This window comes from Pseudomonas moraviensis subsp. stanleyae, assembly GCF_036283065.1.
Lineage (GTDB): Bacteria > Pseudomonadota > Gammaproteobacteria > Pseudomonadales > Pseudomonadaceae > Aquipseudomonas > Aquipseudomonas stanleyae.
The window spans coordinates 253,887-271,255 of record NZ_JAADJI010000002.1; the positions used below are offsets into that span (position 1 = coordinate 253,887).

The following is a 17,369-nucleotide window of genomic DNA, read 5'->3' on the forward strand; positions in this document are numbered from 1 at the left end:
TCTCGCTGGCCAATCAAGGAACTTGCTCATGAACGACGTACAGCAACTGGGCGAAATGCTTCGCCACTATGCCGAAAGCGAAGCGCACAAGAAGCAACTGTTCACCACGCAATCGGCTACATGGGCCACACGGATTGGTGCGCTGTTCGATGAGATCGAGCAATGGCTTGAGCCGGTCAAGACGCCAAATCTGCTGGAGGTGAGTCGCGAAGCGTATGTCGCGTCAGGGCCGAGCGTGCCGGTGGAAACGTCGACGTTCAAGACGGAGAAGTTGAGCATTGTGATTGCCGGCAAACCGGTGGAATTCGTGCCGGATGTGATGGGCAGCGGCGGGCAGATTTCTCTGGCGGTGATGGGGCTGACGGCGGCGCGGTACGGCAGTGTTTCGCTGGTTGGCCTGGCGGATGGCACGTGGCAGTGGCGCAAGACCAATGGGTTGAAGGATCCGGATACGTTTGCTTTTGATGCGAATTTTCTTGCCCAGCAATTGCAAAGCCTGATTCCTCGCGATCGCGGTTAAGATCAAGAGCTTACCCCCTCACCCCAGCCCTCTCCCCCAAGGGGGCGAGGGGGAAAGGGGGCAGACCGAGTGCTGTTCAAAACCAGAGTTCGGCGCGATATTCCAGGTCGATGTAACTCGAACAAACACCCGGGTCAGCCCCTCTCCCTCTGGGAGAGGGCTAGGGTGAGGGCAGTCCACTGACACACCCCATATATCCAGACTCACCCAACCCGGCTTCACATCCTCCGGCGCCGTTATCGCGAGCAGGCTCACTCCTGCACGGGTTGACGCGAATACCGGGGAAACCCTTAGGTTCGCCACCGATCCGGCATTTTCCCTTGGGTCACTGATGGCCTTTTGGTAGAGTCGCCGTCGCCAGCGGGTTTTCGGCTGGACGATGGAACCAAAGAAGGGAGTCTGATCAGTGAGTCCGGGCAAAAAAATCCTCGGTCTCACGGCGTCGCTTTTGCTGCTGACGCTGTGGGCCAGTTACTTTTATGTATTCAAGGAAAACCGCGACGGCCAGCTCGGCGGTGTCGGCGAAAGCACCGCATGGTGCGGCACGCCGCCGACCACGGAAGCGGCGTTGCTGGGCAGGGATCAACTGACCTTGCGCGTCACCAACAACCTGCGCGGCGAGTTCATGGTCGGCGGTTCGCTGGTGGTTTCCGAACGTACCTTCAACCGCTACGACCTGGGCCGCAACGAACTGCGCCTGCGTCTGGAACCGTTGCAGTGGTCGTTCGGTGTGACGCCGATCTTCCTTGAGCAGGTCAAGGTGCAGCCGCTGAGCCGCAACCTCTCGTCGACCAACAAAAGCGCCTTCGCCGAACTTGAGCCTCGCGCAATTGGCGTGCAGGCGCAGACCGCCGCGTTCCCGTTCGACACCTATCGCTACGGCTACAAACCGGTGCTGTATTACCTCAAGGGCAGCGAGCGCGTCGACCTGCGCTTCAAGAACATCACCACGCTGATGGAGATGTCCAACACCTTCACGCCGATCCAGAAGTACAACCGCGCCGACTACATCAACGAGAAAAACTCGATGATCCGCGACGAGGATTACAAGCCTTACGGAGCACACGAGTGCGCGTTCAGCGTTGAGCGCAAAGGCTCGTTCAAGGTGCTGGTGTTGTTGCTTCTGCTGGTGCTGTGCCTGCCGCTGATGCTGGTGTTTTACCGCGATGAGCCGGGCATCGACTTTCTTGCGACGCTGGTGGCGATTGCGGTGGTGCGCACGCTGTTGATCGGGCCGGTGGAGGATTTCCAGCTGTACAACATCGACTTTTTGTTTGGTGCGGCGATTCTGCTGGTGGGGACGGTGTCGCTGATCAAGGCGATGCGTGCCAATAGCCGGCGGGAGATGGCGTTGCGGAGTGGGGAGACGTCTTCGTGGTGATTGTTCGATTCTGAAAGCCGGAAAATCAAAAGCCCCTCACCCTAACCCTCTCCCGGAGGTAGAGGGGATTGTGTTTGACAGCCCCTCACCCTAACCCTCTCCCGGAGGGAGAGGGGATTGTGTTTGACAGCCCCTCACCCTAACCCTCTCCCGGAGGGAGAGGGGACTGTGTTTGACAGCCCCTCACCCTAACCCTCTCCCAGAGGGAGAGGGGACTGACCGCGTTGTCTTGCGTGATATCGACATGAAAGACCGAGTCGATTATGGATTCAAAGCCGATCGCTCAAGTCGGTGCTGCTCGTGAATATTCCCCGATTGGTCCCCTCTCCCTTGGGAGAGGGCTAGGGTGAGGGGCCACCAATCTCCAGCCGGTCACCTGAGCGCCGGATCGCCCATATTCATCTTCTTCCAGCCCTGCAGCAGCACCTGCGCCTTGGGCTCGTGGCCGCTGTCAAGGTAGTACCGAACCAACGCCAGCCGCACATTGCGGTTGGTCGGTTGTGCCTTCAGCAGGCCCTCCAGAATTGCGCACGCGTCATCAACCTTGCCGCGGTCATGCAGCGCCACCGCCAGTACATAACCGTATTGCGCGTTTTCCGGTTCCAGTTGCGCGGCCTTGTGCAGGAAGGGCATGGCTGCGTCGGACTGGCCGGCACGGATCAATGACAACCCGAGCGTGTGCTGCAACAGTGCCACTTTCGGGTGCTGCCTGAGGCTGTCATCCAACAGCTTTTGCGCTTCGCTGGCGCGTCCATGCGCTTCCAGCCACTGCGCCAGCGTGACCAGCGCCGGGTAGAAATCCGGGTCACGTTGCAAGGCACTGCGCAGCAACGGTTCGACCTCGGCATTGCGCCCGCTGGCCTGATAGAGCATCGCCAGGTTCAGATTGGCTTCGGCACGTTCCAGCAGGCTTTTCTGCACCGCTTCATATTCGCCAATCGCCACGTCCCAGCTCGCTTGTGCAGCGCCGAGACCGTTACCGCGCGCGGCGCCGAGCAGATCCCGGGCGGCGACGATGCGCACCGCTTTTACCGGATCATCGAGCAACGGCGAGAGTAACGGCCCACGCTCCGGCGGTGGCAGGAATGCACTGATTGCCCGCACCGCGCTTTCGCGTACCTGCGGCTCTGGATGTTTGAGATCCTTGGTGGCCAGCTTCAGCGCCTGTTCGCTCGGGTACAGCGGCAATTCCGCCAGCAGCGTCGCGCGCTGGATCGCCGGCACGTTGCTGCGCTGCAATTGCTGATACAGCGCGTCGGCCGCACCGGCCTGCCCGTTGCGAATCAACCACAGGCTTTCGTCATAACGCGGCGCCTGCTGAGCGCTGGAGGCAGAAGCGTTCCACAATTTGAACTGCGCGGTGACCTTGTCGCCAGCCTTGCCCTGATGACAGGTCAGACAGGCGTCCGGCGTGCCGAGTTTCTGTGCGCGCTCCGGGTTGGGAATGCTGAAACTGTGGTCGTGACGGAAGTCGTTGCCCATGTAGAACTTGCCCGGCATGTGGCAATCGACACACTGCGAACCGGGCTGACCCATGGCGTGGCGAGTGTGTTCGATGGAGTCGTAGTTCTTCGCCTGCAAGCCGTTGCCGTTGACGCCGGCCACCGAGGTCTTGCCCGCAGTGTTGTGGCATTGCAGGCACACCGCGTTGCCCGGTGCCTTCAGTTCGTTGCTGTGCGGGTTATGGCAATTGCTGCAACGCACGCCCTTGTCGAACATCTTGCTTTGCAGGAACGAGCCATGTTCGAAAACTTCGTCGTTGATCTTGCCGTCCAGCTCGTAGAGCTCGCGGGTCAGGGTGCTGGGCAGGTAATCGTCCATCAGACGCTTGCCGACGGTGAAGCCATCGCCCAGCGGCGCACGACGGGAATGGCAGCGGGCGCAGGTTTCGATTTCAACGGTAGCGTTCTTGTCTTTGAGATCGACGTCGAAACCCTTGTGGATCAAATCGTCTTTTTTCTGCGTCCATTCCAGATGGTTGGACGCAGGGCCATGACAGGCCTGGCAGCCGACACCGAGGCTGTTCCACTGGCTATTGAAGGTGTTGCTTGCCGCGTCGAAATTGCGCTTGAAACCGGTGGTATGGCATTCGACGCACATGAAGTTGGCGTTCTGGCTCGGCTTGCTCCAGTGCAGCGGATTCTTGAAGTTCACGCCCTGGCCGGCGTAGAGATGAAACCAGCGACGCTTCTCGCTATCCCACGCCACGCCGAGGGCCTGCAAGCGCCCCTGACCGACGTCGATCAGATATTGCTGCAGCGGCGCAATGCCGAAGGTGTAGGCGACTTTGAAGTCGGCATTCCTGCCGTCGCTGCCCGGCGCGCTGACCCAGAATTCATCGCCCTTGCGGGTGAACCGCGTGGTCTCGTTCTCGGCCTTGAAGGTTACGTTGTTGAAGTCGCCGAGGGTGGTTTCGGCTGTCGCCGGCTGCATGGCCAATTGGTGATGGGAGCCTTGCCAGTCCTTGACCTGTGCACTGTGGCAGCCTTGGCATTGCTGCTCATCGACCAGGCTTGCCGGCTTGCTCGCCACTACCGGTTGCGGCTTGGGCGGCGCTGTTACGGGCGTGCTGATCGCGGCCGGTTTGACAGGCGCCGGCGCCGGGCTGGACAGGAACCAGCCGATACCGGCCACAGCCGCGAGCAGCACGCCGATGATGGTCGGGAACACGAAACGTGAAAAGGAGGAGGGTGACGCTTCAGGCTCAGGTTGCACCGCTTTGTTTTTATGCTTGGGCATTGCGACTTCCGTAGTCCGGGTGCGTTGGCCTTCTTGCGTGCTTGCAGCTCGATGCAGCTTTGCCGCATGCCGCGCATCTGTCAAATAAGCGTTGTGACTTGCTGCGCAGCGACGTGTGAATTTTGTAATTTGCCATCGCAATTGCTGCGGTTTTAGCTATACCTGTAACTCCCCCTATGCAAACGATTTGGCCTTCTGACAGGAGTTACAGCATGAAGCTAGCCGTAATGATGGGCACGTTGTGCATCGCCGCCCTCGGTTTGGTCGGTTGTTCCAGCAAGACCGTCGAGCCGGACCAGTATTCCGGTTTCCTCAAGGATTACAGTCAACTGAAGGAGACCAAGTCACCGTCGGGTGCCGAGGTGATGCGCTGGATGGACCCGAAACTCGACATCAATCAATTCACCAGCGTCTACGTTGAGCCGAGCCAGCTGTATCCGAAGCCGCAAGCCACCGAAAAAATCCCCCAGCAGACGCTCAATGGCATCACCAGTTATTACGATCAGGCGCTCAAGCGTGAGCTGAGCAAGTCGCTGCCGCTGGCCACCGGCCCTGGGCCTGGTGTCATCGTGGTACGGCCGGCGATCACGGCGGTGAGCAGCAAGACCGAAGGCCTGCATGTGTATGAGGTGATTCCGATTGCGCTGGTCGCGGCAGCAGTCAGCACTGCCGCCGGTATTCGCGATCAGGAAACCACATTGGCCACCGAGGCGGTATTCCTCGATGGCAGTAGCAACAAGGTGGTGGCTCAAGTGGTGCGCAAGGGCACTGGCCAGCCGCTGGACAATTCATCGCAGGTGTTGAAATCCAATGATTTCAAAGTGGTGATCGATGGTTGGGCGAGTGATCTGCATCAGACCTATCTGAAGCTCAAGTCCGAGGCCAAATGATCGGGTGAGGCTGATGGCCTCTTGGTGAACAGGCTCGCTCCCACTGTTTCGGTTGGGGGCTTGCCTGTTTGGGGCTGGGGTTGTGGTTTTTTGGTTTTTTGGTTTTTTGGGGGCATATCCGTTGCTGCGGTCACGGCCGCTTATGGTTTCGCCTGACGGCGACTCACTTTTTTTACAAACGCCTAAAAAAAGTAAGCAAAAAAACGCTTGCTCCTGCGTTCGGCCCTCGCAGGCTCGGGTTCCTTCGCTGCGGGATCGATCCGGGCGCATCGCCTCCGGTTTGCTTCGCTGCACCTCCTCTCGATGTGTTTGGCTGCGCCAAACGGTCGCTGCGCTCCCACCCCCGGATCAATCCCTCCACTCAGCCTTCCGAAGTCGCCCGTGGATCAAGATCAAAAGCACTCGAGCTAACGCTCATTGTTGAGTGGGGCGGCTTCGCCGCGGGGCTGCGCTGCTTTGCTTTTTGCTTTCGGGCGACCTGTGGATCAAGATCAAAAGCACTTGAGCTAACGCTCATTGTTGAGTGGGACGGCTTCGCCGCGGGCAGCTGCGCTGCTTTGCTTTTTGCTTTTGTGGGAGCGAGCCTGCTCGCGAAAGCGGCCTGACGGGCGACCTGTGGATCAAGATCAAAAGCACTCGAGCTAACGCTCATTGTTGAGTGGGGCGGCTTCGCCGCGGGCAGCTGCGCTGCTTTACTTTTTGCTTTTGTGGGAGCGAGCTTGCTCGCGAAAGCGGCCTGACGGGCGACCTGTTTCCGAGGTGATACGCAATCCACCTGTAGGAGTGAGCCTGCTCGCGAAAGCGCTCTGTCAGTCCCCGCCTTACTGCCCGACAAACCACCGATAATATGGGTTCGCCCGGTCCGCCTGCATCACCTCCCGAATATCCCGTGCCCACGCATCCCGATCGCCGTCATAGGCATGCAGGCTAGCCCGATAAAACTGCATGAGGCGCTGCCGGTGCGCTTCCATGCGTTCGGTGAATCCGGCGTCGGCATTCACCAGCGTCGGGGCCTGGTACAGGTCCAGCAGTGCCGGTAACACGCGGGTGATTTCCTTGCTGCGCACCCACGGCGCGTACTCGATGCGTGGCTGATCGTCGGTCACTGCCGGTGCATCGGCGGCGAAGCGTTCGAGGCCGGCGCGATCGGTGACCCAGGTTGCCAGCAGCGCCGCCGCCGAGCTGATGCCGACGTCCTGCAAGGTGCTGCGTACGCTGTCCTGCTGAAAGCGCGCGGTGATTTTTGCGGCGTCGAGTTCCATCGGTGCCATCGAGCCGACCAGCAGCATTTCGTGGAACTCGCTGGTCCACAGCGAGGCATGCGGGAACACGTCAAGGAAGCTGCGCACCAAGGAGCGCGAGTCGTCGATGTTTTGTGTCGGCAGCGGCAGCCACTGGGCAACGATGCCCTTGTCCTGCAAGCGCTTGGCGGCCAGTTGATAGAAGTCCCGCGAATACAGATTGACCACACCGGCGGCGGAGGGCGGTGGTGGTTCCAGGGTGATCACGTCATAGGTCTGTGCGCTGCGCAGCAGTTCCTGGCGACCGTCGCGCAGGCGCACATCGACGCCGGGATCGCTGGCCGCATTGAAGTTGCCCTTGAACAACGGCGCCGCCTTGACCACCGAGGGCAGCAACTCGGCGACCACCCGTTGCTCCAGACCCGGATAGCGCAGCATCGCACCTGCGGTGATGCCGGTGCCGAAGCCGATCACCAGGGTCGAGCGCGGTTCACCGTTGTGGATCAGCAGAGGCAGCAACGCCTGAATGCGCATGTAGCGCAGCGATGGCATGGCATCGCCAGTGTTCGACACGCCCTGAATGTACAAGCGGTGGAAGGTGTTTTCGCCACGCCCCTGAGTGACCACGGCGACAGTGCCGCCACGTCCTTCCTCATAGAACGCCAGCGTGCCGTTGCGCGCGCCGGGCATCAGGCTGGCGAGTTTGTCGACGGGGGTCAGCGCCGCCACTGCTACGCTAACCAGACCCAGCGCGACCACGGCCTGACGCCGACCCTTCGCCACACCATTGCCCTTGCGCACCGCCAGATAACCGATCGCTGCTGCGACAAGCGCCAGCAGGCCGAGGGTGCGGACCAGCCCCAGCAAAGGAATAAACACGAAACCACAGAGCATCACGCCGATGATCCCGCCCAGCGTGTTGAACGCGATCACGGCGCCGACGTCGCGGCCGACACGTTCGCTGCCGACACTCAGGCGCAACGCCAAGGGGAACGCCGCGCCCAGCAACAGGGTCGGCACGAAGACGATGCTCATGGCTGCGACGGCAAAGCGTGCGCTCATGCCGGCCAGTTCACTGGCGTCCAGACTCAGCAGCCAGGTTTCCGCCTGACTCTGCGCCAGCACCAGCCAGCGGCCGAGTACGGCGATCTCCAGCAGCGCAATCAGGCCGGCACCGGCGATCAACAAGCCGAACACCCCCCACGGATCGCGAATCCGTTCGACGCGCCGGGCGAGCAGGGCGCTGCCGATAAACAGCCCGGTCAGATAAGTCGCCAGCACTACGGCAAACGCATAGGTACGCGTGCTCATGAACTGCACGATCGATTGCGACCAGACCACTTCATAGCCCAGCGCCACACCACCGGCGATCGCGTAGAGCCATAGCGCAGTGCGGTCGGGCGCCCTTGCGTCGATGTGTTTGACCGGCGTGGCCAGCGGCAGTGGCTGCTGCCGCTGCAACCACAGCGCACCGGCAGCGGCGAGCAGGTTGAGCATCGCGGCGAACAGCGCACTGCCGCGTACGCCGAGGCTGGCGATCAGCACGAACGCGGCGAGCATAGTGCCGATGATCGCGCCCAGCGTATTCGCTGCGTACAACTGTCCGCCAGCCTTGCCCGGCTCAGCCGTCAGCGCACGCACCAGCACGGGTAGCGTCCCGCCCATCAACATCGCCGGAATGCCCACCAGCGCAAACGGCAACAGCCACGCGAGCACGCCAACGTGACCTTGCAACCAGGCAAACGGACTGGCCGCCAGACTCATGGCCACTGTCGCGCCCACGCCGAGAATCGCCACCAGCACTTCCAGCCCGGCATAGAGCAGAACCGGCTGTTGCAAGCGGTCGGCCCAGCGCCCGAACAGCCAGCCGCCGAGAGCGAGGCCGGCGAAAAACGCGCTGATGCCGGCGGTGATCGCGTAGACCTCGACGCCGACCACCAGCGACAGCTGTTTGATCCACAACACCTGGTACACCAGCGCGGCCGCGCCGGAGATGCATAACAGCAGGGCGGGGAACAGCGAGGTGGCAGACGCGGTTTGTGGTACGGGTATGGCCGACGGCTTGCTGGCGATACGTGAGGACATGCGATGGGCCTTGTTTCAGTTCAAAAACAGGTTGACTGGGCCGACCTCTTCGCGAGCAGGCTCGCTCCCACATTGGACTCGTATACGCCACAAGTCCCTTGTGGGAGCGAGCCTGCTCGCGAACGAAGCCGACACGGTCCCTTGTCGAAAACAGGGCCGCCCGCCGATGAAGGCGGGCGGCGGTGCAGCGTTATTACTGGGCTTTCTTCATTTTTTCTTCGATACGGCGGTCCACATCTTCACGAATCTGGTCGATGCTGAAGCTCGCCGGACGCTGGCTAGGTGGATAGTCGACGAAGGTCTGCAGGAACTTCGCCGCGCGGCGGGTGCCATCGAAAATCAGGTAGTCGTTCTTCGTCAGCCAGTCGTAGTACTGGTCAGAAACGACATCGGCGCGTTCGTACGGGTCCATGCGCAGGTTGAACATTTTCGGCACACGCAGGCAGGTGAACGGTTCGCTCCAGACTTCCAGGCCGCCCGGCGCGCGTTGCTCACAGAACACCAGTTTCCAATCGTTGAAACGCATGCTGACCAGCACACCATCATCGTTGAAATAGTAGAACTCCTTGCGTGCGCTCTTGTCGGTTTTGCCCGTCAGGTAGTCCAGCTGGTTATAGCCGTCCAGGTGCACCTTGAAGTTCTTGCCGCCGACATCGGCGCCCTTGAGCAGGCGGTCCTTGATGTCGGTATCACCCACGGCGGCCAACAGCGTCGGGAACCAGTCCAGACCGGAGAACATTTGCGTGGAGACTTCGCCTGCCTTGACCTTGCCCGGCCAGCGAATCATCGCCGGTACCCGATACGCGCCTTCCCAGTTCGAGTTCTTCTCGTTGCGGAATGGCGTGGTTGCGGCGTCCGGCCACGACCATTGGTTAGGGCCGTTGTCGGTGGTGTAGACGACGATGGTGTTGTCCGTCAGCTTCAAGTCATCGAGTGTCTTGAGCAGCTTGCCGACGTCGCCGTCATGCTCGAGCATGCCATCGGCATATTCGTTGCCGACCATGCCGCTTTGCCCTTGCATGGATTCGCGCACATGCGTGAAGGCGTGCATGCGTGTGGTGTTCATCCAGACGAAAAACGGTTTGTCCGCCTTGGCTTGCTTCTCGATGAATGCTTGCGCCGCTGCGGTGGTTTCGTCGTCAATGGTCTCCATGCGTTTTTTGTTCAGCGCGCCGGTGTCTTCGATCTTGCCGTCGGCAAAACTGTGGATCACGCCACGAGGCGAGGCGGCCTTGACGAACTCGGCGTCATCCTTGGGCCAGTACGGGCGTTCCGGTTCCTCTTCGGCGTTGAGGTGATACAGGTTGCCGAAAAATTCATCGAAGCCGTGGTTGGTCGGCAGGTATTCGTCCTTGTCGCCCAAGTGGTTCTTGCCGAACTGACCAGTGGCGTAGCCTTGGGCTTTCAGCGCCTGGGCGATGGTGACATCGCGCGCCTGCAAGCCCACCGGTACGCCGGGCATGCCTACTTTGGACAAGCCCGTTCGCAACGGCGTCTGCCCGGTAATGAACGACGAACGCCCAGCCGTGCAGCTGTTCTCGGCGTAGTAATCGGTGAAGATCATGCCTTCTTTGGCGATGCGGTCGATATTCGGCGTCTTGTAGCCCACCACGCCCATGGAATAGGCACTGATGTTGGTCTGGCCGATGTCATCGCCAAAGATCACGAGAATATTGGGTTTCTCAGCCGCTGTGGCGGTTGCCGACAGCGCCATCACCGAGGTTGCCACCAGGGCGAGTTTCGGTAGCCACTTGCGTATGCGAGTCATCTGACTTGCTCCTTTTTGCACGGGGGTCGTTTTTTTTCGACAAACGTTTATTGCTCTCCTGCGTCACGCTTTCTTATTGCACTTGCTCGGTTGCCAGGGCATCGAACGGGTAGATCCGGAGTCAATCGGACGCCATGTCCACCACGGTCCAGCCACGGGCATTCGCTTCGTCGAGGGCGTTGTCGAGCCGGCCGATATTCCGGAGTCAACGGCAGAACGAGACCGAAACGTTGGCGACGCGGCAACGGGTTGATCATGTGAAATCCTTCTCATGCACAGGGTTGAGCGGGCGCAGGGCTGGTGCGGGTTTCGCCTGTTGCCTGGCGACCTGACTTTGAAGCGTAGACAACGATTGGCGCAGCTGAACAAGTGCTTGATCGACCGCAGACTGACGGCCATAAATCCCGAGTAACAAACCCTGCAAACGCGGACCGGCGCCGGTGAGTTTCAAGCCCAGGCGACTGCGCCGCAGCCACAGATACAGTGCGGTGAGTTGCGCCGGCCTGGCTTGCAGTTGCGGGTTGATCTGTTGCCAGGCGAACGCGGCCGATTGCTGCCAGGCCAATTGCTTCGCCCGTTTGTGCGCGAGCCAGCGCTGATGGGCACGAACGGCGACGGGGCGCAGCCAGTACACACTGGCGGCGAGGCCGACCGACAGCGCCAGCCAGAGCAGCCAGCGGCTCGAGAAGTGCAAGTGATTCTGTTGCAGTTGCTTGAGGTCTTCAGTGACCGAAAACACTGGCTTGTAGGCGCTGTTGGCCGCGGCCTCGAAGCTCACGGACGGCGCCTCAGCGGTACGGATTTGTCGCGCAGAGGAATCCCACCATTTCACGCTGATGGCCGGCAGCGTGTAGGTGCCGGCGCTGTCGATGCGATAACTGGCGCTGTCGACGCGCTGGCCTCCGAGGATGCTGCCGCGGCCGTCGTCCAGCGCGGTGACTCGTGGCGTCTTCGCGTAGCGACTCAGACCGGCGATATCACTGAAAGTCGGAATCGGCAGGGCCATGGCCAACGCGCCATCGGCCTGCAGGGTGAGCTCGCGGGTCACGCTGTCTCCGACTTTCAGGGCCGTCGCCGATTTGATAACGGTCTGATTCAAGCGCAGGCCGCTGGCAACCAGCGGCGCTTCTCCGGGCACAAAGCCGGGCGGCTGGGCGGCGCTGAAACCCAGCGGCTGGCTTTGCGCGCTGATTGCCTTAGTGGCCTGGCCAGGTGTGGCGCGTACGGTCAGCGCCGGGATGTCGAAACGGCGCGCGACGTTGGGGGTGATCAGATAGCTATAGCGCAGGCCGGTGAACGATTGGCCATCGATGGTCTGGTTCAGATGCTGCGCCTGACCGTTTGGCGGCATCACCAGCGCACCGTCGATTTTCAGCTCGGGCAGGGCGGCGGCGCTGGTGAACCAGGTGTCGGTGAGGACATCGAGCTGCAGCTCGACCAGACCGCCGACCATCGCGCCTTCGCTGGGGTTGAGGTGGGTCTGGACTTTGAGTATTGGCGGGCCTGCAAAAGTTGGAGTTGCGAGAAGGCAGATTGCGAGCAAGACCAGGATGGCGGTGGTGTGAGTCAGACCGCTATCGCGAGCAGGCTCACTCCCACAATGGTTTTGCATACGCCGCGAGTTCTCTGTGGGAGCGAGCCTGCTCGCGAAGGGCACGACCCGTTTCATGGCCGGACTCCCTGCTGATCCTGCAAGCTGAATTTCTGCCGTAAAAACTTCGCCGGCGAGGTAGTCAGGTTTTGCAGCCACAGCGCGTCGGACGCCGCTTGTTCGGTCTCGACCTTCTTGCTCTGGCCCTTGCCCGGTGCCTTGTCGAATTTGACTTCATCGGGTTTGGTTTGCGGGGCATTTTTCTCGGCGCTTTCGGTGTCCTTGAGCAGCGCCTGGGCCAAGGCCAGGTTGGCCGTCGCTTCGGGGAACTGCGGCTGCATTTTCAACGCCTGGCCATAGGCGGCAATCGCCTGATCGAACTTGAAGCGGCGCACGTAAATGTTGCCCAGGTAGAAGTACGCCTGCGGCGTGTCCAGACGGGCAAAGGTCGCCAATGCCAGGTCGTAATCGGCGGCGTGATAGGCCGCGACGCCTTTCCAGTACGGGTCGACGAACAGCGCCGCCGCCTCGGGCAGGTGCTCATGCTCGAACGCCCAGCGGCCTTGCTGGTCGCGGGTGAAAAACGCATCGGTGAAGGCGTTGGCCTGCGCCGGCGCCGTAGGCCAGCCGAGCCCCACGGCCAAAACCAGCGCCGGCATCCAGTTGACACTCCAGCCCTTGCGCACGTTGAACAGCGCCAGCAACAGCAACGGCCAGCAGAGCCAGTAACCGGCGTCCTTCCAGTGCAACTCGTGCTGTTCGGCGCTGGCGCTCTGGAAGTGTTGCCGGGCGTGCAACTCGATCCACTCCAGGTCATCGTTATTGAGGGTCAGACTGCCGAGCGGCGCATCCACGGCCGAGGCCAGTTGCTTGAGGGCCGCTCGATCGAAACTGCCCAGCACCGGGCGGCCGCTGCTGTCGATTTTCGGCTGACCGCTGGCGCCAGTGATGACGCCACCGTCTTCGCTGCCCACCGCCAGAACCAGAACCTGCAATGCGCTGCCGTCGAGGTGTTTCGCCAGATCGTTCAGTGGCGCGCTCTCGGCTCCGTCCGTCATCAGCAGCAGGCTGCCCGGGGTTTTCTCGGCGCTGAGCAAGCGTTTCGCTTGCACGATCACAGCGGCGACGTTCTTGCCCGGTTTGTCGATCAAGCCAGTGCCCAGGGCCTGGATGAAACTGTCGAGCAGTGCCGGATCGTCGGTTGGCGGCAACACCAGATGCGCGCTGCCCGCATAGGCGATGAGCGCAGTCCGTGCACCGGCGCGGCGTTGAATCAGATCATGCAACTTGTGCTTCACCGCCTCCAGTCGCGTCGGCTGCACGTCGTTGGCATCCATCGATGGTGACAAGTCGACGGCCACGATCAACGGCGCACGGTTCTCGAGAAAATCCGGACGATCCTGCTCCCAGGTCGGTCCGGCCGCGGCGAGGGCGCCGAGAACCAGCAGCGCGCAGAGCAGGTGTACCGGGCGCAAGCGCTGGTGATCCTGCGGGGTGATCAACAGGTGCGGCAGCAAATGCTCGGCGATGTTGCCGCGCAGGCGGTTTTGCAGATCGCGGCTGCGGCGCCAGATCAGCGGCAGCATTGCGCCGAACAGCGCCAACAGCAGCCACAGCGGTCGCAGGAAGTGGAAATCGCTGAGGTTGATCTCCATCTCAAGCCTCCTGTCGCTGTAGCGCAGCCGTCAGGTTCGGGCGCAACAGCGCGCCGAGCTGATACACCGTCAACAACAGCAGTGCCGCGCCCAGCGGCCAGTAGAACAACTCCCGTTGCGGTTGGTGGCTAAGGGTTTTCACCTGATGCGGAGTGAGCTGGTCAAGGGTGTTGTAGACCTGATCCAGCGCCGTGCGGTCTTCGGCGCGGAAGAACCGGCCGCCGGTGGTGTTGGCGATCTGTTCAAGGCCTTGCAGATTGATCTTGGCTTCACCGAATGCGTCGGGGTCGCCAATACCGATGGTATGAATGACCACGCCCTTGTTGGCCGCCATTTCAGCGGCGTGATCCGGGGTGATGGCGCTACTGGTGTCGTTGCCGTCGGTGAGCAGGATCAGGACTTTTTCCTGTTCATGGGCGTTGTCGAGCAGTTTCAGGCTCAGACCGATGGCGTCGCCGATCGCTGTGTTGGGTCCGGCCATGCCGATCCCGGTATCGGCCAGCAACAACAACAGGCTGGCGTGATCGAGGGTCAGCGGTGCCTGTGGATAGGCGGCGCTGCCAAAGACAATCAGGCCGATGCGGTCGTCCTTGCGCTTGTCGATGAAGCCTTGCACCACGCCTTTGACTGCCGCGAGGCGATTGATTTTTTCGCCCTGAGCATTAGTGAAATCCTCGGTTTCCATCGATTGTGAAAGGTCGATGGCGAGCATCAGGTCGCGCACCGGTTGCTGGCGTTCGATCGGCTTTTCGATGAATACCGGACGCGCCACCGCCAGCACGATCAGCGCCCAGACCAGCAGGTTCAGCAGCAATTGCCAGTGATTGCGCCGACTGCCAGCGGTGCCCGGTGCTTCGCCGACGGCGCGGCTCATCGCGCCGAAAAACGGTACGCGCACGGCACTGCGTGCTTCGTCGTAGGCGGGCAACCAGCGGTAGGCCAGCCATGGCAGCGGCAGCAGGAGCAACAGCCAGGGGTAATCAAGCTGCCACATGGTGATGCTCCACCCAGTATTGGCAGGTGTCGAAGAGCATTTGCCGTTGCGCTGCGGGGAGGGCGCGCAATACCGGGTCCGGCGCGTAGGCGAGTTGGGCGAGTCGGTCGCTGAAGTCGGCGGGCATTCTGTTTTTGCAGTGCCGTTGCAGAAATTCCTGCCAGTCATCTCTGCCGAGCGCCGCCGGCCCTTGTGTGAGCGAGCCTGCTGGCGATGGCGCTGTGTCAGTGGATCGAGGTATTGCATGCACTGACGTCTTCGCGAGCAGGCTCGCTCCCACAGGGAATGCATTCCAGCGCCGCGATCGAGTTGGCATGGAGAGCGCCACACGTTTGAGCAGCTCTGGCAATTCGCGCAGGGCATTGAGGTCGTCGCTGCGGCTGCGCAACTGCGCCAGTCGCGCCAGCGCTTCGCGGCGATAGCGGTCGCGGCGCCATTGCCCGTATCTGCGCAGGCCGATCAACAGCGCGGCGAGTACCAGCACCACCAGCAACAGCCACCAGCCCCAGGTTTGCGGCGCATAGCTGACGGGCGCAGGCAGGGCCAGCTCCTTTAGCTGATCGATGCTGGGGATGTTCGGGTTCATCGCGCGCCCCCTGCGCTTTTGCCGAGTTCGGCGCGCAATTGCCCATGGGCGTCCTCGGCGGTGCTGATCATCATCAGCGGCACCTGACTGCGGCGCAGCAGGCTGGCGACGTCCTTGAGCCGCCCGCTGAGAAAATCCCCCAGCGGCTGCTGCACGTTACGTCTCTCGATCGCCAGTTCGACCTGCAACTCGCCCTGGGTGACCAGCAGGCGACCGTTGTTCGGCAGTTTCAGTGCCAGCGGATCATAGACCTGCAAGGCAATCACATCGTTGTGCGCCGACAGCTGCCGCATCAATTGCAAGGTGCGTTCACCGGCGCCGGCAAAGTCGCTCACGATGCAGATCAAGTGGTCGTGCCCGGCCACGCCGAGGCAGCGCTGCAAGGCTTTGTCCAATTGGTCTTGATCTTCGGCGTCGGGATTACCGGCGTTCAGCGCGCGGTTTTGCTGCACTACGCGGCTGAGCAGCGCTTCGACACGCTTGCGGCTGCGCAAAGGCGCGATGCTGTCGATACGCTGGTCGTTGAAGACCAGACCGCCAACCCGATCCCCGGCATGAAAGACCATCCACGCCGCCAGCGCGGCGAGTTCGGCGGCGACTGCCGATTTGAAGCTGCGCTGCGAGCCGAAAAACATCGACATGCGCTGGTCGACCACGATCAGGGCCGGGCGGTCGCGTTCTTCGGTGAAAGTGCGCACCACCGGTTTGCCAGTACGCAACGAAGCGCGCCAGTCGAGGTGGCGCAGGTCATCGCCCGGCTGATAGCGGCGCAACTCATCGAAATTCAGACCGCGACCGCGCAGGCGCGAAGCGTGGTTGCCGGCGAGGATGCTGCCTTGCGGTTGCCGGGCAAGAAAACTCAGGTCGCGGGCCTTGAACTCCAGCGCCATCAATTGCGCGAGAGAGACGTAGACCAGACCTTCGTCGTTCATGCCGGAATCGCCACTTTGTCGAGAATCCGGTCGAGCACCTGATCGGCGCTGACACCATCGGCCACCGCGTCGTAACTCAGTTGCAAGCGATGGCGCAACACCGGATGAACTACGGCACGGACGTTGTCCGGCGAGACGAAATCCTGCCCCTGCAGCCACGCATCGGCGCGGGCGCAGCGGTCCAGGCCAATGCCGCCACGGGGACTGGCACCAATGGCGATCCAGCGTGCGAGGTCTTCGTCGTAGTCGGCGGGGTGGCGGGTGGCGTTGATCAGGTCGATCAGGTAAGTGTCGATGGCCGGTGAGACGTGCACGGCGCTGACTTCCTTGCGCGCAGCAAAAATCACCTCTTGCGGCAAAGTGAAACTCTTCACCGGCGTGGTGCTCGCACCTTGCGCGAACTCTTCGTTGCGCAGCAAGCGCAGCACCTGGCTTTCGTTTTCGGCGCTGGGGTAATCGAGCAGCACCTTCATCAGAAAACGGTCCATCTGCGCTTCCGGCAGTGGGTAGGTGCCTTCCTGCTCGATCGGGTTCTGCGTCGCAACGACGATGAACAGCTCCGGTAGCGCATGGCTGTTGCCGGCGACGGTGATCTGGCGTTCCTCCATGGCTTCGAGCAGCGCCGCCTGGACCTTGGCCGGGGCGCGGTTGATTTCGTCGGCGAGGATAAGATTGCCGAACAGCGGGCCGGGCTGGAATCGGATCTCGTTTTTGCCCTCGACCTGGTGCAGCACCTCGGCGCCAGTGATGTCCGAGGGCAACAGGTCGGGGGTGAACTGGATGCGGCTCATCTTGGCATCAAGGTGTTTGGCCAGTGCCTTGACCGTGCGTGTCTTGGCCAGCCCGGGCAAACTCTCCAATAGCAAATGGCCGTTGGCCAACAGCCCGAGCAGAATCTGCCGGATGACTTGATCCTGACCGAGCACCGCTTCGGCGATGCTGGCTTGCAGGGCGTTGAGATCGGTGAGAGCACTCATGGGCAGTCCT

At 61.6% G+C, this 17,369-nt stretch carries 13 protein-coding genes; 4 read left to right on the plus strand and 9 right to left on the minus strand.

Annotation, left to right across the window (positions count from 1 at the left end):
- Positions 1-28 precede the first annotated feature (28 nt).
- Together GXB78_RS03670 and GXB78_RS03675 are read left to right on the plus strand one after the other, a co-directional pair.
- The gene (locus GXB78_RS03670; protein WP_329514317.1) at positions 29-520 is read left to right on the plus strand and encodes a hypothetical protein; all 492 of its coding nucleotides are present in this window, start codon (positions 29-31) and stop codon (positions 518-520) included.
- A gap of 406 nt (positions 521-926) precedes the next feature.
- A complete protein-coding gene (locus GXB78_RS03675) occupies positions 927-1,901 on the plus strand; it encodes a hypothetical protein (RefSeq protein ID WP_329514319.1) in 975 nt (324 codons plus the stop codon).
- 372 nt (positions 1,902-2,273) lie between these two features.
- Here GXB78_RS03675 and GXB78_RS03680 read toward each other — a convergent pair whose 3' ends face one another.
- Complete coding sequence (locus tag GXB78_RS03680; protein ID WP_329514321.1) at positions 2,274-4,640, minus strand: tetratricopeptide repeat protein; 2,367 nt, start codon at positions 4,638-4,640, stop codon at positions 2,274-2,276.
- A 212-nt stretch (positions 4,641-4,852) separates the two neighbouring features.
- Here GXB78_RS03680 and GXB78_RS03685 point away from each other — a divergent pair, with 212 nt between their 5' ends.
- Both GXB78_RS03685 and GXB78_RS03690 read left to right on the plus strand, forming a co-directional pair.
- Complete coding sequence (locus tag GXB78_RS03685) at positions 4,853-5,530, plus strand: DUF3313 domain-containing protein (RefSeq protein ID WP_329514323.1); 678 nt, start codon at positions 4,853-4,855, stop codon at positions 5,528-5,530.
- An 80-nt stretch (positions 5,531-5,610) separates the two neighbouring features.
- Complete coding sequence (locus GXB78_RS03690) at positions 5,611-6,135, plus strand: hypothetical protein (RefSeq protein ID WP_329514325.1); 525 nt, start codon at positions 5,611-5,613, stop codon at positions 6,133-6,135.
- A gap of 216 nt (positions 6,136-6,351) precedes the next feature.
- On the opposite strand, the gene GXB78_RS03695 is transcribed toward GXB78_RS03690, so the two are convergent.
- From GXB78_RS03695 to GXB78_RS03730, 8 genes are all read right to left on the minus strand, one after another.
- The gene (locus tag GXB78_RS03695) at positions 6,352-8,856 is read right to left on the minus strand and encodes a fused MFS/spermidine synthase (RefSeq protein ID WP_329514327.1); all 2,505 of its coding nucleotides are present in this window, start codon (positions 8,854-8,856) and stop codon (positions 6,352-6,354) included.
- 193 nt (positions 8,857-9,049) lie between these two features.
- Positions 9,050-10,624: an arylsulfatase gene (locus GXB78_RS03700; protein WP_329514329.1), complete on the minus strand. Its 1,575-nt coding sequence runs from the start codon at positions 10,622-10,624 to the stop codon at positions 9,050-9,052.
- Positions 10,625-10,877: 253 nt separating this feature from the next.
- Positions 10,878-12,293 (minus strand): hypothetical protein, encoded by a 1,416-nt coding sequence (locus tag GXB78_RS03705; RefSeq protein ID WP_329514331.1) that lies wholly within the window; start codon positions 12,291-12,293, stop codon positions 10,878-10,880.
- The gene (locus GXB78_RS03710) at positions 12,290-13,870 is read right to left on the minus strand and encodes a VWA domain-containing protein (RefSeq protein WP_329514334.1); all 1,581 of its coding nucleotides are present in this window, start codon (positions 13,868-13,870) and stop codon (positions 12,290-12,292) included. The genes GXB78_RS03705 and GXB78_RS03710 overlap by 4 nt, the downstream gene beginning before the upstream one ends.
- 1 nt (position 13,871) lies before the next feature.
- Entirely contained in the window at positions 13,872-14,864 is a 993-nt protein-coding gene (locus GXB78_RS03715) for a vWA domain-containing protein (protein ID WP_329514335.1), read from the minus strand.
- Positions 14,851-15,450: a DUF4381 domain-containing protein gene (locus GXB78_RS03720; protein ID WP_329514337.1), complete on the minus strand. Its 600-nt coding sequence runs from the start codon at positions 15,448-15,450 to the stop codon at positions 14,851-14,853. The genes GXB78_RS03715 and GXB78_RS03720 overlap by 14 nt, the downstream gene beginning before the upstream one ends.
- Positions 15,447-16,382, minus strand: a complete 936-nt coding sequence (locus GXB78_RS03725; RefSeq protein WP_329514339.1) for a DUF58 domain-containing protein — start codon at positions 16,380-16,382, stop codon at positions 15,447-15,449. The genes GXB78_RS03720 and GXB78_RS03725 overlap by 4 nt, the downstream gene beginning before the upstream one ends.
- Positions 16,379-17,359 carry an AAA family ATPase gene (locus GXB78_RS03730; protein ID WP_329514341.1) on the minus strand — a complete coding sequence of 327 codons (981 nt, stop codon included), beginning with the start codon at positions 17,357-17,359 and terminating at the stop codon, positions 16,379-16,381. The genes GXB78_RS03725 and GXB78_RS03730 overlap by 4 nt, the downstream gene beginning before the upstream one ends.
- Positions 17,360-17,369: the final 10 nt, after the last annotated feature.